Origin of the sequence: Staphylococcus sp. SB1-57 (genome assembly GCF_017086425.1) — a bacterium.
GTDB classification, from domain to species: domain Bacteria; phylum Bacillota; class Bacilli; order Staphylococcales; family Staphylococcaceae; genus Staphylococcus; species Staphylococcus warneri_A.
Genome location: NZ_CP070964.1, coordinates 759746 through 780924 on the forward strand (window position 1 = coordinate 759746; position 21179 = coordinate 780924).

At 33.3% G+C, this 21179-nt stretch carries 25 protein-coding genes and 1 riboswitch; of the genes, 22 read left to right on the plus strand and 3 right to left on the minus strand.

Annotated elements, in window-relative coordinates:
* Positions 1 to 15: 15 nt before the first annotated feature.
* The 15 genes from glyA (at position 16) to fabZ (ending at position 12289) form a co-directional block, all read left to right on the plus strand.
* On the plus strand, positions 16 to 1254 hold the full coding sequence (gene glyA / locus JX000_RS03695; protein ID WP_124227722.1) for a serine hydroxymethyltransferase: 1239 nt from the start codon (positions 16 to 18) through the stop codon (positions 1252 to 1254).
* A gap of 36 nt (positions 1255 to 1290) precedes the next feature.
* Positions 1291 to 1920: a uracil phosphoribosyltransferase gene (gene upp / locus JX000_RS03700; protein ID WP_002451661.1), complete on the plus strand. Its 630-nt coding sequence runs from the start codon at positions 1291 to 1293 to the stop codon at positions 1918 to 1920.
* 40 nt (positions 1921 to 1960) lie between these two features.
* Positions 1961 to 3079: a non-hydrolyzing UDP-N-acetylglucosamine 2-epimerase gene (gene wecB, locus JX000_RS03705; protein ID WP_037552380.1), complete on the plus strand. Its 1119-nt coding sequence runs from the start codon at positions 1961 to 1963 to the stop codon at positions 3077 to 3079.
* A 164-nt stretch (positions 3080 to 3243) separates the two neighbouring features.
* Positions 3244 to 3594 carry an ATP synthase subunit I gene (locus tag JX000_RS03710; RefSeq protein ID WP_206140897.1) on the plus strand — a complete coding sequence of 117 codons (351 nt, stop codon included), beginning with the start codon at positions 3244 to 3246 and terminating at the stop codon, positions 3592 to 3594.
* A 25-nt stretch (positions 3595 to 3619) separates the two neighbouring features.
* Complete coding sequence (atpB, locus tag JX000_RS03715) at positions 3620 to 4348, plus strand: F0F1 ATP synthase subunit A (RefSeq protein ID WP_002451658.1); 729 nt, start codon at positions 3620 to 3622, stop codon at positions 4346 to 4348.
* Positions 4349 to 4388: 40 nt separating this feature from the next.
* Positions 4389 to 4601 (plus strand): F0F1 ATP synthase subunit C, encoded by a 213-nt coding sequence (atpE, locus tag JX000_RS03720; protein ID WP_001048816.1) that lies wholly within the window; start codon positions 4389 to 4391, stop codon positions 4599 to 4601.
* 95 nt (positions 4602 to 4696) lie between these two features.
* Complete coding sequence (locus JX000_RS03725) at positions 4697 to 5218, plus strand: F0F1 ATP synthase subunit B (RefSeq protein ID WP_002451657.1); 522 nt, start codon at positions 4697 to 4699, stop codon at positions 5216 to 5218.
* Positions 5218 to 5757, plus strand: coding sequence for a F0F1 ATP synthase subunit delta (locus tag JX000_RS03730; RefSeq protein ID WP_002451656.1), 540 nt, complete (start codon positions 5218 to 5220; stop codon positions 5755 to 5757). The genes JX000_RS03725 and JX000_RS03730 overlap by 1 nt, the downstream gene beginning before the upstream one ends.
* 22 nt (positions 5758 to 5779) lie before the next feature.
* Positions 5780 to 7288 carry a F0F1 ATP synthase subunit alpha gene (atpA, locus tag JX000_RS03735; protein ID WP_049423690.1) on the plus strand — a complete coding sequence of 503 codons (1509 nt, stop codon included), beginning with the start codon at positions 5780 to 5782 and terminating at the stop codon, positions 7286 to 7288.
* 30 nt (positions 7289 to 7318) lie between these two features.
* Complete coding sequence (gene atpG, locus JX000_RS03740) at positions 7319 to 8185, plus strand: ATP synthase F1 subunit gamma (protein WP_049423687.1); 867 nt, start codon at positions 7319 to 7321, stop codon at positions 8183 to 8185.
* Between the two features lie 21 nt (positions 8186 to 8206).
* Entirely contained in the window at positions 8207 to 9619 is a 1413-nt protein-coding gene (gene atpD, locus JX000_RS03745) for a F0F1 ATP synthase subunit beta (protein ID WP_002451653.1), read from the plus strand.
* Positions 9620 to 9638: 19 nt separating this feature from the next.
* The gene (locus JX000_RS03750) at positions 9639 to 10043 is read left to right on the plus strand and encodes a F0F1 ATP synthase subunit epsilon (RefSeq protein ID WP_002451652.1); all 405 of its coding nucleotides are present in this window, start codon (positions 9639 to 9641) and stop codon (positions 10041 to 10043) included.
* Positions 10044 to 10194: 151 nt separating this feature from the next.
* On the plus strand, positions 10195 to 10428 hold the full coding sequence (locus JX000_RS03755) for a DUF1146 family protein (RefSeq protein ID WP_002451651.1): 234 nt from the start codon (positions 10195 to 10197) through the stop codon (positions 10426 to 10428).
* Between the two features lie 111 nt (positions 10429 to 10539).
* On the plus strand, positions 10540 to 11805 hold the full coding sequence (gene murA, locus JX000_RS03760) for a UDP-N-acetylglucosamine 1-carboxyvinyltransferase (protein WP_002466773.1): 1266 nt from the start codon (positions 10540 to 10542) through the stop codon (positions 11803 to 11805).
* Between the two features lie 43 nt (positions 11806 to 11848).
* Positions 11849 to 12289: a 3-hydroxyacyl-ACP dehydratase FabZ gene (fabZ, locus tag JX000_RS03765; RefSeq protein WP_002451649.1), complete on the plus strand. Its 441-nt coding sequence runs from the start codon at positions 11849 to 11851 to the stop codon at positions 12287 to 12289.
* Between the two features lie 46 nt (positions 12290 to 12335).
* Here the strand turns inward: fabZ and JX000_RS03770 are convergent, their stop codons facing one another.
* Entirely contained in the window at positions 12336 to 12776 is a 441-nt protein-coding gene (locus JX000_RS03770; protein ID WP_002451648.1) for a YwpF-like family protein, read from the minus strand.
* Between the two features lie 187 nt (positions 12777 to 12963).
* Here JX000_RS03770 and JX000_RS03775 point away from each other — a divergent pair, with 187 nt between their 5' ends.
* The 7 genes from JX000_RS03775 (at position 12964) to yidC (ending at position 18716) form a co-directional block, all read left to right on the plus strand.
* A complete protein-coding gene (locus JX000_RS03775; protein ID WP_107532713.1) occupies positions 12964 to 13341 on the plus strand; it encodes a single-stranded DNA-binding protein in 378 nt (125 codons plus the stop codon).
* A gap of 415 nt (positions 13342 to 13756) precedes the next feature.
* Positions 13757 to 14488, plus strand: a complete 732-nt coding sequence (locus JX000_RS03780) for a transglycosylase family protein (protein WP_206140898.1) — start codon at positions 13757 to 13759, stop codon at positions 14486 to 14488.
* Positions 14489 to 14650: 162 nt separating this feature from the next.
* Positions 14651 to 14752: riboswitch (TPP riboswitch) on the plus strand.
* A gap of 76 nt (positions 14753 to 14828) precedes the next feature.
* Positions 14829 to 15518 carry a thiaminase II gene (tenA, locus tag JX000_RS03785; RefSeq protein ID WP_002451645.1) on the plus strand — a complete coding sequence of 230 codons (690 nt, stop codon included), beginning with the start codon at positions 14829 to 14831 and terminating at the stop codon, positions 15516 to 15518.
* Positions 15511 to 16332 carry a bifunctional hydroxymethylpyrimidine kinase/phosphomethylpyrimidine kinase gene (gene thiD / locus JX000_RS03790; protein WP_002451644.1) on the plus strand — a complete coding sequence of 274 codons (822 nt, stop codon included), beginning with the start codon at positions 15511 to 15513 and terminating at the stop codon, positions 16330 to 16332. Before tenA ends, thiD begins: the two co-directional genes overlap by 8 nt.
* On the plus strand, positions 16325 to 17116 hold the full coding sequence (gene thiM / locus JX000_RS03795; protein WP_002451643.1) for a hydroxyethylthiazole kinase: 792 nt from the start codon (positions 16325 to 16327) through the stop codon (positions 17114 to 17116). The genes thiD and thiM overlap by 8 nt, the downstream gene beginning before the upstream one ends.
* Entirely contained in the window at positions 17117 to 17758 is a 642-nt protein-coding gene (thiE, locus tag JX000_RS03800; protein WP_206140899.1) for a thiamine phosphate synthase, read from the plus strand.
* Between the two features lie 88 nt (positions 17759 to 17846).
* Complete coding sequence (gene yidC, locus JX000_RS03805) at positions 17847 to 18716, plus strand: membrane protein insertase YidC (protein WP_002451641.1); 870 nt, start codon at positions 17847 to 17849, stop codon at positions 18714 to 18716.
* Positions 18717 to 18755: 39 nt separating this feature from the next.
* On the opposite strand, the gene JX000_RS03810 is transcribed toward yidC, so the two are convergent.
* The gene (locus JX000_RS03810; protein WP_206140900.1) at positions 18756 to 19400 is read right to left on the minus strand and encodes an HD domain-containing protein; all 645 of its coding nucleotides are present in this window, start codon (positions 19398 to 19400) and stop codon (positions 18756 to 18758) included.
* A 129-nt stretch (positions 19401 to 19529) separates the two neighbouring features.
* Positions 19530 to 21014, minus strand: coding sequence for a cardiolipin synthase (gene cls / locus JX000_RS03815; protein ID WP_124227716.1), 1485 nt, complete (start codon positions 21012 to 21014; stop codon positions 19530 to 19532).
* Positions 21015 to 21179: the final 165 nt, after the last annotated feature.

A 21179-nucleotide genomic window follows, 5' to 3' on the forward strand; every position in this document is an offset into this window, starting at 1 on the left:
AAAGAAGGGGTTTATATGTCTTACATCGAAAAGCAAGATAAAGTAATTTTTGAAGCCATTGAGCAAGAGTTTAATCGACAAAATAATAATATTGAGTTAATTGCATCAGAAAACTTTGTTTCTGAAGCTGTTATGGAAGCACAGGGTTCAGTATTAACCAATAAATATGCTGAGGGCTATCCAGGTCGTCGCTATTATGGTGGTTGTGAGTTTGTAGATGTAACTGAATCAGTTGCTATTGATCGTGCTAAAGCACTATTTGGTGCTGAGCATGTCAATGTGCAACCACATTCAGGATCTCAAGCAAATATGGCTGTATATTTAGTAGCTTTAGACTATGGAGATACAGTTTTAGGTATGAACTTAAGTCATGGTGGTCATTTAACTCATGGATCTCCAGTAAACTTTAGTGGTAAATCATATCATTTTGTTGAATATGGCGTAGATAAAGATACAGAACTTATTAATTATGATGAAGTACGTAAGTTAGCCATTGAACATAAACCTAAATTAATCGTTGCAGGTGCATCTGCTTATTCTCGACAAATTGATTTTAAAAAATTCAAAGAAATCGCTGATGAAGTAGGCGCTAAATTAATGGTGGATATGGCACACATTGCAGGGTTAGTAGCTGCAGGGTTACATCAAAATCCTGTCGAATATGCTGACTTTGTGACAACAACAACGCATAAAACTTTACGTGGACCACGTGGAGGAATGATTCTTTGTAAAGAGGAATACAAAAAGGCAATTGATAAAACTATGTTCCCAGGTATCCAAGGCGGACCACTTGAGCATGTGATTGCTGCAAAAGCAGTTGCTTTCGGTGAAGCGTTACATAATGATTTCAAGGTATATCAAAATCAAGTGATTAAAAATGCCAAAGCATTTGCAGAAGCATTATCTAAAGAAGGTTTTAGAATTGTATCAGGTGGTACTGATAATCACCTAATAGCTGTAGATGTTAAAGGTTCTGTGAATATCACTGGTAAAGTAGCGGAAGAAACACTTGATAAAGTTGGAATCACTTGTAATAAAAATACTATCCCGTTTGATCAAGAGAAACCTTTTGTAACAAGTGGTATTAGATTAGGAACACCAGCAGCCACTACGCGTGGATTTGATGAAGCAGCGTTTGAAGAGGTTGCTAAAATTATTAGCTTAGCATTAAAAAATCATGAAGATGAAACTAAGTTAAATGAAGCAAAATCACGTGTTTTAGCTTTAACTGAACAATATCCTTTATATCAATAATATTAAGGGATTTTTAGAATATTGGAGGAAATGAAAATGAGTAAAGTACATGTATTTGATCATCCATTAATACAACATAAATTAAGTTATATTCGTGAGGCTCATACAGGAACGAAAGAGTTTAGAGAACTAGTTGATGAAGTGGGCATGCTTATGGCTTACGAAGTAACAAGAGATTTAGAGTTACAAGATGTTGAAATTGAAACACCTGTAACTAAAATGACAGCTAAACGTTTAGCAGGTAAAAAATTAGCTATTGTACCTATATTAAGAGCAGGATTAGGTATGACAGAAGGTATTTTAAGTTTAGTACCAGCAGCTAGAGTAGGCCATATTGGACTTTATAGAGATCCCGAAACTCTTGAAGCGGTAGAATACTTCTCTAAAATGCCTCAAGATATTGATGAACGTGAAATTATTGTTGTAGATCCTATGTTAGCTACTGGAGCTTCTGCCATTGAGGCTATTACTTCATTAAAAAACAAAGGGGCCAAAAATATTCGTTTTATGTGTTTAATAGCAGCACCAGAAGGTGTAGAAAAAATGAAAGAAGCACATGATGATGTTGATATTTATATTGCTGCTTTAGACGAGAAACTTAATGATAAAGCTTATATCACACCAGGATTAGGTGACGCAGGAGATAGATTATTTGGTACTAAATAGATAATGAAAACGGAGATAGATACGTTTGAAGAAAAAAATTATGACAATCTTTGGGACTAGACCGGAAGCTATCAAGATGGCGCCACTAGTCAAAGCAATAGAAAATGATAATCAATTAGAAGTATGTGTAGTCGTTACAGCACAACATAGAGAAATGTTAGATTCTGTATTAAACACATTTGATATACAACCTGATTATGACTTAAATATCATGAAAGAAGGTCAGACACTTTCAGAAATTACATCAAAAGCTATGATGGAATTAGAGTCAATAATCAAGCGTATTAATCCTGATATGGTATTAGTTCATGGAGATACAGCAACTACATTTTCAGGAAGTTTAGCAGCATTTTATAATCAAGTACCGATTGGCCATGTTGAAGCAGGTTTGAGAAGTTTTGACAAATATTCACCATATCCTGAGGAAATGAATAGACAAATGGTAGGTGTACTTTCTGATATTCATTTTGCACCTACCTCAAATGCCAAAAAGCATCTGTTAGATGAAGGTAAGAAAGAAACAACAGTTGTAGTGACTGGAAATACTGCAATTGACGCTTTGAATTATACAGTTAATGATGATTATCAATCTGAGATACTTGAAAAGCACAAAAACAAGAAAATTTTGTTACTAACTGCTCATCGTAGAGAAAATCTTGGAGAGCCAATGGAAAATATTTTTAAGGCTGTTCGAAAACTTGTGGAAGAAGATAAAGCATTAGTAGTTGTATATCCAGTTCATATGAATCCTAAAGTTAGAAACATCGCTCAAGAAATTTTAGGGAATCACGAAAGAATAGAACTCATTGAACCATTAGATGTGTTAGATTTTCATAATTTTGCTAAACAAGCATATATAATTCTTACAGATTCTGGTGGTATTCAAGAAGAGGCACCTTCATTACACAAACCGGTATTAGTTTTAAGAGATAATACTGAGAGACCTGAAGGCGTTGATGCTGGCACATTAAAAGTAGTAGGTACGTCATTAGATAATGTCTATAAAGAAACTAAGCAACTTTTAGAAGATCAGCAAGCCTATCAATGCATGTGTAATGCTAAAAATCCATACGGAGATGGTAAATCTTCTGAAAGAATAGTGAATCATATAAAGTATTATTTTAATTTAACAAAGGAAAAACCAACAGATTTCAATTAATAAAAAATGTATACCGTTTAAATGTGGCCAATTTGTGACAATTTTGCTTTAAAATTTAACAACAATTTGAATAGAATTGACACCGTTGTGGCCACTATATTATCATTTAGATTGTATGAGTGGAACGGTTTACATGATTGTATAAGACACTCGGAGGCAAACAAATGGGTCGTTTCTACATCATTTTTAAACAATATATACAATATTATCTTTATTTATTGATATTATTAGGTATATTGTATCTCTTTTCACCCCATCCATTTTTACTTGGATTGATTATTGGCACATGTGGTTCTTTAATCAATACATACATCTTTGAGAGTTATTTATTCCACGCACAGAAAGCAGATACTAATCATATATCTACAGGCAACATGTGGAGATATTTAGTCGCTATAGTTGTGTGTTCAATTTGGTTTTTCTTTAAAGATCACATCAATATCTTCGGGGTGTTAATAGGGCTAATGATTTCTTATATTGTAATCATATGTCGCCCTCTACTTAATAGGGAGTAAAATTCAATACGAAAGAGGTGAGAATATGGATCATAAACATCCGAAAGTAAGTTGGGATGTTTTCGGCTTTGACCTTGTTTTTAACATGGCAAGTGTAATGATGGTGCTAATTACTGCAGTGATCGTTTTTCTATTAGCTATTATTTGCACACGCAATCTGAAGAAACGACCAACTGGCAAACAAAATTTCATTGAATGGATTTTTGACTTTGTTAGAGGAATCATTGAAGGTAATATGGCATGGAAAAAAGGTGGACATTTTCACTTCTTAGCAGTGACTTTGATTTTATACATCTTTATTGCAAACATGCTAGGTTTACCATTCTCAATTGTAACTAAAGACCACTATTTATGGTGGAAATCACCGACAGCTGATGCAACAGTTACATTGACATTGTCTACAACAGTAATTCTTTTAACACATTTTTATGGTATTAAAATGCGTGGTACTAAGAATTATTTTAAAGGTTACATTCAACCGTTTTGGCCACTTGCAATTATAAACGTCTTTGAAGAATTTACTTCAACCCTAACACTTGGACTACGTTTATATGGTAATATCTTTGCAGGTGAGTTATTACTTAGCCTATTAGCTGGACTTGTAACAAATCAACCAGCTTGGGGTTGGATCATTGGTATTCCTGGTTTAATTGTTTGGCAAGGATTCTCAATCTTTGTAGGTTCAATCCAAGCATATATCTTCATTATGCTTTCAATGGTTTACATGTCACATAAAGTGGCAGATGGACACTAAATTTTAAAAATTATATACAATCTTAGGAGGAAAATTTATTATGAATTTAATCGCAGCGGCAATCGCAATTGGTTTATCAGCATTAGGTGCAGGTATTGGTAACGGTCTTATCGTTTCTAGAACAGTAGAAGGTGTAGCACGTCAACCAGAAGCTCGTGGTCAATTAATGGGTATTATGTTCATTGGTGTTGGTTTAGTTGAGGCTTTACCTATCATCGGTGTTGTAATTGCATTCATGACATTTGCTGGATAAGACATTTATTTAAGGCGAAGTCTATTAGACTCTCGCCGTTCGTTTTATTTTTTATTGCTTAATGATTATTTTGACGAAAGGAGTGTCATGATCCCGTGACTGCAACAGCTAATATGTTCGTTATTGGTGCAGCTTCAGGCGTTGAGTGGGGTACTGTAATTGTACAAATCGTTACTTTTATTATCCTATTAGCGTTATTGAAAAAGTTTGCTTGGGGTCCATTAAAAGAAGTAATGGACAAACGTGAACGTGATATTAACAAAGATATCGACGATGCTGAACAAGCTAAATTAAATGCACAAAAACTTGAAGAAGAAAATAAACAGACACTTAAAGAAACTCAAGATGAAGTTCAAAGAATTCTAGAAGATGCGAAAGTTCAAGCTCGTAAACAACATGAAGAAATCATTCATGAAGCTAATGTGAGAGCTAACGGCATGATTGAAACAGCTCAAAGTGAAATTAATAGTCAAAAAGAACGTGCAATTGCAGATATCAATAATCAAGTATCAGAACTATCTGTTTTAATTGCTTCTAAGGTTCTTAGAAAAGAAATTTCAGAGCAAGATCAAAAAGAATTAGTTGAAAAGTATCTAAAAGAGGCAGGCGATAAATAATGGCAAAAATCGCTGATAAATACGCAAAGGCATTATTCGATGTTTCTGCAGATACAAATCAATTAGATAATATTTATGAGGAATTGGAAGTAATTAGTCATTCCTCTTTCGATTATATTAAAGACTTAAAAGCTATTGATAGTAATCCGAAATTAACATTACAAAAACGTCAAAGTTTTGTAGAAAATGTTTATGGTGACGCTAATCAATATATTGTTAACATGTTAAAAGTATTAGCCGAAAATCGTCATATTTCATATATTGAAGATGTATTTAAAGCTTTTCAATCTCAGTATAATCAACATAATAATCAAGATTTCGCATTAATAGAATCTACTTATGATTTAAACGATGATGAAATTTCTAAAATCGTTGAACTAGTTAAACAACAAACAAACTTATCTAAAGTAATTGTGAATACTAAAATTAATCAAGACTTAATTGGTGGTTTTAGAGTTAAGGTCGGCACGACTGTTATGGATGGCAGTGTTAAAAATGATCTTGTTCAATTACAACGTAAATTTAAAAGAGCTAACTAATTAATAAAGAGGAGTGACATAGATGGCCATAAAAGCTGAAGAAATCAGTGCATTACTTCGCTCACAAATTGAGAATTATGAGTCAGAAATGTCCGTTACAGATGTTGGTACAGTATTACAAATTGGTGATGGTATCGCATTAATTCACGGACTAAACGACGTTATGGCTGGTGAGCTAGTAGAATTCCAAAACGGCGTGCTTGGTTTAGCACAAAACCTTGAAGAATCTAATGTTGGTGTGGTTATCTTAGGACCATACACTGAAATTAGTGAAGGGGACGAAGTTAAACGTACTGGACGTATTATGGAAGTACCAGTAGGTGAGGAACTTATTGGACGAGTAGTAAATCCATTAGGTCAACCAATTGATGGACAAGGTCCAATCAATGCTACTAAAACTAGACCAGTAGAGAAGAAAGCAACTGGAGTTATGGATCGTAAGTCAGTTGATGAACCTTTACAAACTGGTATTAAAGCAATTGATGCATTAGTACCAATTGGTCGTGGTCAACGTGAGTTAATCATCGGTGACCGTCAAACTGGTAAAACAACAATCGCAATTGATACAATTTTAAACCAAAAAACTGAAGATACAATTTGTATCTATGTTGCAATTGGTCAAAAGGATTCAACAGTAAGAGCGAACGTTGAAAAATTAAGACAAGCTGGAGCTTTAGATTACACAATCGTTGTTTCAGCATCAGCAGCAGAACCTGCTCCATTACTATACATTGCACCATATGCAGGTGTAACAATGGGTGAAGAGTTCATGTTTAATGGTAAGCACGTATTAATCGTGTATGATGACTTAACTAAACAAGCATCAGCTTACCGTGAACTTTCATTATTATTACGTAGACCTCCAGGTCGTGAAGCGTATCCAGGTGATGTTTTCTACCTACATAGTAGATTACTTGAAAGAGCAGCTAAATTGAACGATGACTTAGGCGGAGGATCTATTACAGCGTTACCTATCATTGAAACTCAGGCTGGAGACATTTCTGCTTATGTTCCAACAAACGTTATTTCAATTACTGATGGTCAAATTTTCTTACAATCTGACTTATTCTTCTCAGGTGTAAGACCTGCGATTAACGCTGGACAATCAGTATCACGTGTTGGTGGTTCAGCACAAATTAAAGCTATGAAGAAGGTTGCGGGTACTTTAAGATTAGACCTTGCTTCTTATAGAGAATTAGAATCATTTGCTCAATTTGGTTCTGATTTAGATGAATTCACAGCTAGAAAATTAGAGCGTGGTAAACGTACAGTTGAAATCTTAAAACAAGATCAAAACAAACCACTTCCTGTTGAAAATCAAGTATTAATCATCTTCGCATTAACAAAAGGATATTTAGACGATATTCCAGTTGAAGATATTACTCGTTTTGAAGACGAACTAAACCACTGGGCAGCTTCAAATGCAACTGATTTATTATCAGAAATCAGAGAAACTGGTGGCTTACCAGATGCTGATAAATTTGATACTGCAATTACGGAATTCAAAAAAAGTTTTAGTAAATCTGAATAATAAAGAATAGTAATTAAAGGTGGTGAGATAGTGGGTTCTTTAAAAGAAATAGATACACGTATAAAATCAACCAAAAAGATGAAGCAAATTACTAAGGCGATGAACATGGTATCAAGTTCTAAATTACGTAGAGCGGAGAAAAATACTAAACAATTCAAGCCTTATATGGATAAAATGCAAGATGCTATTACAGCTGTAGCTGGATCAAATAAAAGTTCTAGCCATCCTATGCTTAAAGAAAGAGATGTAAAACGTAGTGGTTATCTTGTTATCACAAGTGATAAAGGTTTAGCTGGTGCATACAGTGCTAATGTACTTAAAAGATTAGTAACTGACATCAAACAAAAGCATAATGATAGTAGTGAATATAGTATTGTGGTATTAGGTCAACAAGGTGTTGATTTCCTAAAAACACGTGGTTATGAAATCGAAAGTTCACTAGTTGATTTACCAGACCAACCTTCATTTAAATCTATTCAAGCTCTTGCAAAACATGCAATTGATTTATACAGTGAAGAAAATATTGATGAGTTAAATATATATTATAGTCATTATGTAAGTGTGTTAGAAAACAAACCTACTACTAAAAAGGTTCTTCCATTATCTCAAGAAGATTCAAGTCAAGGTCATGGTCATATGTCTACATATGAATTTGAACCTGATAAAGAATCTATCTTAAGTGTTATCTTACCGCAATATGTAGAAAGCTTAATATACGGTACGATATTAGACGCTAAGGCAAGTGAACATGCTTCACGTATGACAGCAATGAAAAATGCGTCTGATAATGCTACAGAACTTATTGATGACTTATCATTAGAATATAACAGAGCTAGACAAGCAGCTATCACGCAACAAATCACTGAAATTGTTGGTGGTTCAGCAGCACTTGAATAAAATTAAAAGGAGGAAAATAGCATGGGAATTGGCCGTGTAACTCAAGTTATGGGTCCTGTCATTGATGTTCGTTTTGAACATAACGAAGTCCCTGATATTAATAATGCCCTTATTATTGAAGTTCCAAAAGAAGACGGAACGTTAAACTTAACATTAGAAGTTGCACTACAATTAGGTGATGATGTTGTACGTACAATTGCAATGGATTCAACTGATGGTGTTCAAAGAGGCATGGATGTTAAAGACACAGGTAAAGATATTAGTGTACCTGTTGGCGATGAAACGCTTGGAAGAGTATTTAATGTACTAGGTGAAACAATTGACTTAGAAGAGAAAATTGATGATTCAGTACGTCGTGATCCAATCCATAGACAATCACCAGGTTTCGATGAATTATCTACTGAAGTAGAAATTCTTGAAACAGGTATTAAAGTAGTAGACTTATTAGCACCATACATTAAAGGTGGTAAAGTTGGACTATTTGGTGGTGCCGGTGTAGGTAAAACCGTTTTAATTCAAGAATTAATTAACAATATTGCACAAGAACATGGTGGTATTTCAGTATTCGCGGGTGTAGGTGAACGTACTCGTGAAGGTAATGATTTATACTATGAAATGAGTGATAGTGGTGTAATTAAGAAAACAGCGATGGTATTCGGACAAATGAATGAACCACCTGGTGCACGTATGCGTGTAGCTTTATCTGGTTTAACTATGGCTGAATACTTCCGTGATGAACAAGGGCAAGACGTACTTTTATTCATCGATAATATTTTCAGATTTACACAAGCTGGTTCTGAGGTATCTGCATTACTTGGTCGTATGCCTTCAGCGGTTGGTTATCAACCAACATTAGCAACTGAAATGGGTCAATTACAAGAACGTATTACATCTACAAATAAAGGTTCTGTAACATCTATCCAAGCAGTATTCGTACCTGCCGATGACTATACTGACCCAGCTCCAGCAACTGCCTTTGCACACTTAGACTCAACTACAAACTTAGAGCGTAAGTTAACTGAAATGGGTATTTATCCGGCAGTAGACCCATTAGCATCAACTTCTAGAGCATTAGAACCATCTATTGTTGGTCAAGAGCATTATGAAGTTGCTCGTGGCGTTCAATCTACATTACAAAAATACAGAGAATTACAAGATATCATTGCAATTCTTGGTATGGATGAATTATCTGAAGAAGATAGACAAACTGTAGAACGTGCACGTAGAATTCAATTCTTCTTATCACAAAACTTCCACGTGGCAGAACAGTTCACTGGACAAAAAGGATCTTACGTTCCTGTTAAAACAACTGTAGCGGACTTTAAAGATATCTTAGAAGGTAAATATGATCATATTCCGGAAGATGCATTCCGCTTAGTAGGTAGCATGCAAGACGTTATTGCGAAAGCTAAAGACATGGGTGTTGAAGTCTAATAATTAGGAGGTATGGATAATGAATACATTAAGCCTAAATATTGTCACTCCTAATGGTTCTGTCTATGAACGAGATGATGTAGAACTAGCTGTTTTACAAACTACAGCTGGCGAAATGGGTGTGATGAATGGACACATTCCAACCGTTTCTGCATTAAAGACTGGCTATGTCAAAGTAAATTTTCATAATGGAAATGAATATATAGCAGTTAGTGATGGGTTTGTAGAAGTTAGACAACATCAACTATCAATTATTGTCCAAACAGCTGAAACTGCTACTGAAATTGATGTTGAAAGAGCTAAATTAGCTAAATCAAGAGCAGAATCGCATTTAGATAATGATGATGATAATAGTGACATTAATAGAGCCAAAAGAGCGTTAGAACGAGCAAATAACCGTTTACGTGTGGCTGAACTTAAATAAATGATAAAAGGCTTGGAAATTGACCAGATGTGGTGTTTCCAAGCCTTTTACTATACATATAAATCTTCCATTATTTGCAGTTAATTGTAGTATCATTATTAACTTTTTTCATGTACAATGTTATACAGTAATCAATTCTAAGGAGTTAACTATGGATTATCTTGGACAGTTTGCAATCATACATTTGGTATTACATGTGATATGTATATGTATTGCATATTGGGCATTAAATGCAATTCGTCTAGACCAATTTTTTAAAAAAGGTTATGCTACACAAGTTCAAATTTGTATGATATTTATAGCTATCATGTTGGGAACGAGTGTGAGTAATTTCATAATTGATTTATTACAGTTTTCCACTCAATTAAAATATATAATGAAATAGTGCGTTTTTGGTTTTTTCATATTGAAAAACGGATATAATATATTAATGAATAATAGATTTTATATAGTAGGGAAATGTAAATAACTAGGAGATTTAAGTGGAGGATTTAAGATGGATAAAATAGTAATTAATGGTGGTAACCAATTAAAAGGCGAAGTTAAAGTAGAAGGTGCTAAAAATGCAGTTTTACCTGTATTAACAGCTTCACTATTAGCTTCTAAAGGTACAAGTAAATTAGTTAATGTACCTGCATTAAGTGACGTAGAAACAATTAATAATGTATTATCAACATTAAATGCAGATGTTACATATAAAAAAGATGAAAATGCAGTTGTAGTAGATGCTACAAAAACTTTAAATGAAGAGGCACCGTATGAATATGTAAGTAAGATGCGTGCAAGTATTTTAGTTATGGGTCCTTTATTGGCACGTTTAGGACATGCAATAGTAGCATTACCAGGTGGTTGTGCGATTGGAAGTCGTCCAATTGAGCAACATATCAAAGGTTTCGAGGCACTAGGAGCTGAAATACATTTAGAAAATGGAAACATTTATGCAAATGCAAAAGATGGTTTAAAAGGTGCTTCAATTCATTTGGACTTCCCAAGTGTAGGTGGAACGCAAAACTTAATTATGGCAGCGTCATTAGCATCCGGTAAAACAGTATTAGAAAATGCTGCTAAAGAACCTGAAATTGTTGATTTAGCTAATTATATAAATGAAATGGGCGGAAAAATTACGGGTGCTGGAACTGACACTATTACAATCCACGGTGTTGAATATTTAACAGGTGTAGAGCATTCTATTATTCCAGATAGAATTGAAGCGGGTACTTTACTTATCGCTGGTGCAATTACACGAGGAGATATTTTTGTTCGTGGTGCTATTAAAGAACATATGTCTAGCTTAGTTTATAAGTTAGAAGAAATGGGCGTCAAATTAGATTATCAAGAAGATGGTATTCGTGTATCTGCTGAAGGAGATTTAAAACCTGTAGACGTAAAAACATTACCGCACCCTGGTTTCCCTACAGATATGCAATCTCAAATGATGGCATTATTATTAACTGCCAATGGCCATAAAGTAATTACAGAAACAGTTTTTGAAAACAGATTTATGCATGTTGCAGAGTTCCGTAGAATGAACGCTAATATCGACGTTGAAGGTAGAAGTGCTAAAATCGAAGGTAAGAGTGATTTACAAGGTGCACAAGTCAAAGCAACTGATTTAAGAGCGGCAGCGGCACTAATATTAGCTGGTTTAGTAGCTGAAGGTACAACTCAAGTTACTGAATTAAAACATTTAGATAGAGGTTATGTAGATTTACATGGTAAATTAAAATCATTAGGTGCTAATATCGAACGTATTAATGATTAATTTAAAGTATTAACTTTTGTTCAAACTTGGAGGGTTAAACATCATGGAAACAATTTTCGATTATAATCAAATCAAACAAATCATACCACATAGACAACCATTTTTACTGATAGATAGAGTTGTAGAATACGAAGAAGGTAAACGTTGTGTGGGATTAAAACAAGTTTCAGGTAATGAACCATTCTTCCAAGGGCATTTTCCAGATTATGCTGTAATGCCTGGTGTATTAATTACAGAAGCATTGGCCCAAACTGGTGCAGTGGCTATGTTAAATAGTGAAGAAAATAAAGGTAAGATTGCGCTTTTTGCAGGTATAGATAAATGTCGTTTTAAAAGACAAGTAACTCCTGGTGATACACTTATGTTAGAAGTAGAAATAACAAAAATTAAAGGACCAATTGGTAAAGGTACTGCTAAAGCAACAGTAGATGGTCAATTAGCATGTAGTTGTGAATTAACTTTTGCAATTCAAGATGCTAAGTAAAACAAAACCTACACTCATGTTTGAACATGAGTGTAGGTTTTTGAATTTACCTCTCGAATTTTTCATCTTTAAGTTTAGGCTTAGATTGCATCATACGGTTAAATGTTTTCTTTAGTTCTTCACCAGTTAGCCCATCATCTACTAATTCTTCTAGTAAGCTTTCTGCGTAGACTTGTCTAAGGGTATAAATATGACATTCGAATACTATTGACATAGTCTTTTCAAACTGAGTTACACTTTTCACAGTAGCATCAAATAATGCTGGATCATTGGCAGGTCTTGTTATGACCACACGTATATCTAACAATTGATCACTATCCATATAATCTTTAAATGTATGATAGTGTTCATTAGAAATGACAATTTCTAAAAGCCATCCTGTTCCACTACCTTCCTTATTTATAATCACGCCATCTTCTAATTCATATTCGGTTACACCGCCATTTTCACTTACAATTTGAAAACGTACAGCTTTAAATGTCTTCATAAAGTCCACATCCCATTTATTTATATATTTACAAAAAGTGATTTATTATTAATCAACTGATTTAAATATTGATTATTTTCTTTAAATATATCAAATATGAAGGGTGAATAGCTATATCTTTCGATAAAATAGCTTTTTGACGGTATAAAGAGATGTGATTATTATATAACTTAAGAGGAGGTGACACATGTTAAATAAAATAGTTTTAGTTGGTAGACTTACAAAGGATGCCCAAATTTATGAAAAGGAGGAAGGTAGTAAAGTAGCAACATTTTGCGTTGCTACGGAAAGAAATTATAAAGATCAGAATAATGAAATCGCATGCGATTATCTATATTGCAAAGCCTTTGGGAAAACAGCTACGAATATTGAAAAGTTTACATCTCAAGGATCTTTAGTAGGTATTACTGGCCAAATGCGATCACGTAAGTATGAAAAAGATAATCAGACACATTTTGTAACTGAAGTTTATGTAGAAACAATTAAATTTATGTCCTCTAAGACAAAAGAATCCAATATCCTCTCTAATGAATATAATGAAGCACAAAATGAATGCTTCATATAGGTTAGACAGCCATTAATTATTCAATAACTCCCAATTATTTATACTTTTATCCTATCTTAATATAAATTATCATCTTTCAATTATACTCAAGCGACCTTTTTTAATTTTTTTAAATAGAAAAAGGTCGTTTTTGTATCCATATTTTACTTTAAAAATGACATATTTGCGTCAGAATTATCTGATAGATTTCATTTCTATTACATACATATCACAGATATATAACCTTTATAAACTGTCATGGCAGTTTTCAAAAGGTATATATATTAATATTACACCTCTAAACGATGTAATTAGGACGTAAAAAAAAGGCTTCCTTTTTTATTTGGCTGTAACCTGCAGTGTATTTATAGATGTTAAAGTTGTATTTGTAAATTAGTTAAAGAAAACAAATCACTTTTAGGAGGATTTTTTAATAATGAAAAAGACAATTATCGCATCATCATTAGCAGTAGGATTAGGCGTTGTAGCAGGTAACGCTGGACACGACGCACACGCAAGTGAAGCAAATATCAACGAAGCTGAATTAGCTCAAAAAGCACAATCAAATGATCAATCATTAAATGAAAGCCCTATCCAAGAAGGCGCTTATAACTATACATTCGATTATAATGGTTTCACATATCATTTTGAATCAGATGGTACAAACTTCTCATGGGATTTCCACCAATCTGGTCAATCAAATGAAGCTTCAAATACTCAAGCTCAACCACAACAAGATGTAAGTGAACAAGCTTCAGCATCAACTAACCAAACTTCTGCAGAAGAAGTAAGTAACCAACAACAATCAAACTCAGCTCAACCTGAACAAGTTTCAGCTCCACAAACTGAGCAAACTCAACAACCACAACAAGAAGCTACTACTTCAAACAATGAGTCAAGCTCAAGTGAAGCTTCAAGTGGTTCATCAGTAAACGTAAATGATCACTTAAAACAAATCGCACAACGTGAATCAGGTGGCGACATCCACGCTACAAACCCATCAACAGGTGCTTCAGGTAAGTATCAATTCTTACAATCTACATGGGATTCAGTAGCTCCAGCTGAGTACAAAGGTCAACCAGCTTCTAGCGCTCCTGAACATGTTCAAGACGCAGCAGCTCAAAAATTATACGATACAGCTGGCCCAAGCCAATGGGTAACTGCATAATTTAATTTTTATTAAACATCCTATCATTAGATAGGGTGTTTTTTAGTTGGTAAATAGTTTGACTTAGTTATATGTTTATTAAAAGGTATATTGTTATACATTTTTTAATAATTGAATTTATGTGTTACATTTGCTATTGTAATAATTGAAAATGATTAAAAATAGAACTACTAGGGGCGCCTATAAAGGCTGAGATGAATTTAATTCAGACCCTTAAAACCTGATTTGGTTAGTACCAACGGAGGAAAGTAGTGTAACATATTAACGGTATTAGGTCGTGCCTTAATTTTGCTACTTTCCAGTTTGGAAAGTAGTTTTTTTATTTCAAGGAGGAAATTTTATGAGTTTTTCTAAAGATTTAAGAGTGGCAGCAGAACCTATTATTGAGGATATTTATAATGATGGTTTCATACAAGATTTATTACATGGTGAATTATCTAAACAAGCGGTAAGACAATATCTACGTGCAGATGCATCTTACTTAAAAGAGTTTGCTAATCTATATGCACTATTAATTCCTAAAGTGCATAATATGGATGACGTTAAATTTTTAGTGGAACAGATTGAATTTTTATTAGAAGGAGAAGTAGAAGCACATGAAATTTTAGCTTCATTCATAAATGAACCATATCATGAGATTGTTAAAGAAAAAGTATGGCCACCAAGTGGTGATCATTATATTAAGCATATGTACTATAATGCCTATGCACATGAAAATGCAGCATATACGATTGCAGCAATGGCACCATGTCCATATGTATATGCGGTAATTGGTAAAAGAGCGATAAAAGACAATCAACTTAATAAAGATTCAATTACGTCTAATTGGTTTGAATTTTATAGTACAGAAATGGATGCACTAGTAAATTTATTTGATGAATTAATGGATCGTTTAACAGAGAATTGTACTTCAGAAGAAAAAGAAGAGATTAAGGAGAATTTCTTACAAAGTACTATTCATGAAAGAAACTTTTTCAATATGGCCTACGTAGATGAAAAATGGAATTTTAGAGGTGACAAATATGAATAAACCTAAAATTGCTTTAACTATTGCAGGTACTGATCCAACTGGCGGTGCTGGAGTAATGGCTGATTTGAAGTCATTTCATTCTTGCGGCGTTTATGGAATGGCAGCAATAACGAGTATTGTCGCTCAAAATACGATGGGCGTAGAACATATTCATAATCTAGAGACATCATGGGTTAAAGAACAATTGGATAGTGTATTTAATGATGAACTTCCTCATGCAATTAAGACAGGGATGATTGCTACAGAAGAGACGATGCAATTAATCAAAAGTTATTTAGAAGATTATCCTACAATTCCATACGTGATTGATCCTGTTATGCTAGCCAAAAGTGGGGATTCGTTGATGGATGATCAAACCAAACAAAAGTTGCAAAGTACATTATTACCTTTAGCTGATGTTGTTACACCTAATATTCCAGAAGCGGAAGAAATCACTGGTATAAAGATTGATACTGAAGAAAACATTCGAAAAGCAGGAGATATATTTATCAATGACATTGGCAGCAAAGGTGTAATCATTAAAGGTGGACATTCTGCCGACTTAAATAATGCTAAAGATTTTTTATTTACAAAAGATGGCGTATACACATTTGAAGATGAACGATTTGATACTAAACATACTCATGGAACAGGTTGTACATTTTCAGCTGTCATTGCTGCTGAATTAGCTAAAGGTCGTAGTATTTATGAAGCAGTTGAAAAAGCTAAAACATTTATTTCTTTGAGTATCAAATATACCCCTGAGATTGGTAAAGGTCGTGGCCCAGTCAATCATTTTGCGTATCTAAAGAAAGTAGGTTTAGATGATGAATAATTTAGAAAAGCTTAGAAATGAGAATCCTTTAATTGTTTGTTATACGAACGATGTAGTTAAGAATTTTACTGCAAATGGTCTATTAAGTATTGGTGCAAGTCCGGCAATGAGCGAGGCACCAGAAGAGGCTGAAGATTTTTATCAAGTTGCAAGTGGATTACTAATTAATATTGGTACGCTTACGCATAATAATGAAGCAGATTTAATTAAGATAGGTAAAATTGCAAATCAACTTGGTACACCAATTGTTTTTGATCCTGTCGCAGTAGGAGCGTCACAATATAGAAAAGATTTTTGTAAAAACTTTTTAAGTGAAGTAAAAGTTGCAGTGATTAAAGGGAACGCTTCAGAAATATTGACACTCATTGATACCAATACAACAATGAAGGGGACTGATGGAGATAGTTCACTAAATGCAATAGAAATTGCCAAGAAAGCTCATCAAAAATATCACACTGCAATTGTAGTCACAGGTAAAGAAGATATTGTAGTTCAAGATGGCAAAGTGACTCAACTTTCAAATGGTTCTCCTATGTCTGCTAAAATTACAGGTGCTGGTTGCCTATTAGGTGGAATTATTACTAGTTTCTTATTTAGAAATAATCATCCTCAACAAGAAACACTTGTAGAAGCGGTTAGTTTTTATAATATAGCTGGTGAAATTGCTGAAAACGCAGATCATGTCAAAGGTCCTGGCTCATTTTTACCAGAATTACTAGATCAAATGTATTTATTGGATTATCAAACCTTTGAAAAATATGTTAGAAAAGAAGAGGTTGAATAAATGTCATTTAAAGCAACAGATTTAAAAATATATTTTATATGTGGCACCCAAGATATACCTGAACACCAAACTATTCAAGGTATCCTAACACAAGCTTTAGAAGCTGGTATTACGATGTTTCAATTTAGAGAAAAAGGTGATAAAGCTTTAACTGGCTCGAAGAAAGAAAAATTAGCTAAAGAATTACAAGCTCTATGTCAATCATATGATGTACCATTTATTGTTAACGATGATGTCTCATTAGCCAAGAGCATTAATGCTGATGGTATACATGTTGGTCAAGATGATGAAGATGTTCGAGCTCTTGCAAATGATTTTCAAGAAAAGATTATCGGTCTAAGTGTTGGAAATTTAAATGAGTATGAAAAATCAGATCTCACTAATGTTGATTACATCGGAGTTGGACCAATGTTTGAAACACCATCTAAAAGTGATGCTAGTGCTCCAGTAGGTCCAGATATGATTACACAGTTAAGACAAAAAATGGGTGATTTTCCTATGGTTGCTATTGGAGGTATTAATGAGGAGAATGTTGCCCTCATTGCAAATGCAGGTGCTGATGGCATTTCAGTGATTTCAGCAATTAGCAAAAGTAATAATATTGACAACACTGTTAATGAATTCAAGAAATATTTCGATTAATCTTTAATTTTTTCCACTTTTTGTTTTATCCTAGAGTATGAGTATGATAGAATAAATCCTATGTGAATATTACAATAGAGGTGGAAAAATGAAGAAAAAAGCGTTGCTACCTTTGTTTTTAGGTTTAATGGTCTTTTTAGCAGGCTGTGATTATTCAAAACCTGGAGCTCGTAGTGGATTTTTCTATAATACGTTCGTTGATCCAATGAAACACTTATTACAGTGGTTGGGTAACGATGTTTTACACAATGATTATGGTTTAGCTATTATCATTTTAGTATTTGTTATTCGTCTTGTGTTACTTCCATTCATGTTATCAAACTACAAAAATAGTCATATGATGCGTGAAAAAATGAAAGTTGCTAAACCTGAAGTAGATGGTATTCAGGAAAAGGTTAAACGTGCACGTACTCAAGAAGAGAAAATGGCTGCTAACCAAGAATTAATGGAAGTTTATAAAAAATATGATATGAATCCAATGAAGAGCATGTTGGGTTGTTTACCGATGCTAATTCAAATGCCTATTATCATGGGGTTATACTTTGTACTTAAGGACAAGTTAGTTAATGGCTTATCTGTACACCCTCATTTTTTATGGTTTAATTTAACTAAACCAGATATTTGGATTACAATTATTGCAGGTGTGCTTTACTTTATACAAGCATATGTTTCAAGTAAAACGATGCCTCAAGAACAACGTCAAATGGGTTATATGATGATGATTGTATCACCTATTATGATTATTTGGATTGCGTTAAGTTCAGCATCAGCATTAGGTTTATATTGGTCAGTCAGTGCAGCATTTTTAGTTGTACAAACACATTTTGCTAATATGTACTATTCTAAACTTGCTAAAAAAGAAGTTGAACCATTACTTGAAAAATTTGATCAAGACGGTAAGTCATCAAATAAAAAAGGTAAAAATACTCAAGTCGTATCTAAGAAAAATAAAAAATAATTTAAATAAACCAGCAAATCATTGATTTGCTGGTTTTTCTTATATATAGTGCCATTCGTCAAAAAACTGGGAAACGAATGACTTCATAAATTCATGACGTTGTGCTTCAATATGCTTAGCAGTTTGAGTATGCATTAAATCTTTAAGTTTAAATAATTTTTCATAAAAGTGTTTTATAGCAGAAGGTGGTAATTGTGTTAGAGTTGATTCACTAAAATCATTAGGCATTATTGTTTCCGTCCACATTGGTTCATTGAAATAACCTGCAAATTGAAATGTTCTAGCAATACCAATAGCACCAATGGCATCTAGACGGTCGGCATCTCTGACAATTTGACCTTCAGTTGATAATTCAATATAGTTGTTTGAACCATTCTTATAACTCATATTCTCAATAATATGTATAACATGAGTTTGATCATCTTCAGATAATTCAATTTCTCTTAAAAACTCTATTAATTTAGCTTTAGCCTGTTGTTCATTTACTAATTTAGGGTCAATCGTATCGTGTAGTATACTTGAGAGTTCAATGATAAATGAATGTTCAAAACCTTCTTTCTTAGCAATATACTTTGCTAATGCGTGTACACGATTAACATGTTCAACATCATGACCACTATAATCATTTTTATGAAATGCTTGCATATATCTGAAAGCCATTTGAATTCGTTCTTCATTATTCATTCAATTCATCCTTTCATAATGAAAACCTGAGACAACAATAGGTATGGGTCTCAGGTTTGTATTTATTCTAATTACATATATTTGTTTATCTATACAATCGATAAAATCTTATTTATTGTGAATACTGTATTATAAAATGGGTGATAAGAGTTGTGATATACCTTCTTTAAATTTGATCCATAAGCTACGCGATTCATATTTTTCTTTAGTTAATTGATCGGAAACTTTCATATCATCAATGAAGGCTTGTTTTAAAGAACGAGCAATACCTTCGTCATATATAAAGGCATTCACCTCAAAATTTAGCGTGAAACTTCTATGGTCCATATTGGCAGTACCAACACTTGCGACTTCATCATCAATAATTAATGTTTTGGAATGTAAAAATCCATTATTATATTGATATACGTTGACGCCAGCTTCTAAGAGGGAAGCTACATTTTTTAGAGTTGCCCAATAAACAAAAGGGTGATCAGGCATATTTGGAGTCATAATATTGACTTCTACACCCCCAAGTGCAGCAATTTTAATTGAATCAAAAAAAGCTTGGTCAGGAATGAAATAAGGTGATTGGATATAAATTGATTTTTTAGCAGAAGAAATCATTTTTAAATATCCATATTTAATTTGTTCCCATTCTTCATCTGGACCACTAGAAGCGATTTGTATTCCAATAGTACCACCTGAATTGACATCTGGGAAATAGCGTTCTTCGTAAGTAATATTGTCACGTGTAGATTGAGAGTTCCAGTCTAGGATGAATCTTAATTGAAGAGCGTTAACTGCATCTCCTTCAACACGTAAATGTGTATCGCGCCAATATCCAAACTTTTTAGATTTACCTAAATATTCGTCACCAACGTTAAATCCACCCACATATCCTATTTTACCGTCTATCACAACGATTTTACGGTGATTTCGATTGTTCATTCGTAAATTAATAAGTGGAAGTTTCGATGGAAAAAAAGCTTCTGCATGACCACCTTTTTCACGAAATGCTTTCAAATCCTTTTTCCTTAAGTCTCTTGAACCCATATCATCATATAACATTTTAACTTCAATACCAGCTTCAGCTTTATCTTCTAAAGCCTTTAAAATGGTCTTTCCAAGTTCATCACTGTGAAAGATATAATATTGAATATGTATATAATCTTTAGCATTTTTAATATCTTCTAATAAATCATCAAACTTTTGATGACCGTCAGTATATATCATTAAATCATTATCAGTTGTTAAAAAAGCTGCATTATTATATAACAACATTTGAACCATTTCTTTAAACTTAACAATTTGATGATTTCCCTTTGAAAAGTTTTTATCTTTTATGGCTTTAAGTTGTTCATCAACAATCATTTCAAGGCCAACTTTATCGTCTTTATCCAATGTGAAAATGTGATCTCTTTGAATTTGACGGCCAAAAAGTAGATATAATATAAAACCTAATAAAGGTAAAAATACAAGGACTAATAACCATGCCCATATTGAATTAGCACTACGTCTTTCCATAAAAATAATGGTAAAGGCAAAGGCTAAGTTCAAAATAAAAGCACCAATCAAAATAATATTGATAATAAGATTGGAATGAGCGAAAGTCATCGTGAATATTTCGACCATAAAATACCTCCTTATTATATTATTTGTATTAAAATTTAATTGATTTAACAAAAGTTTTTAACTACATAATTGTACCATGAAGTCATCTTTTTATCATTATACTGATTGTATTAATAAGTGTTTCTATTATTGACTAAATAGTATTAGAGAAGTAGGATAGTAGGG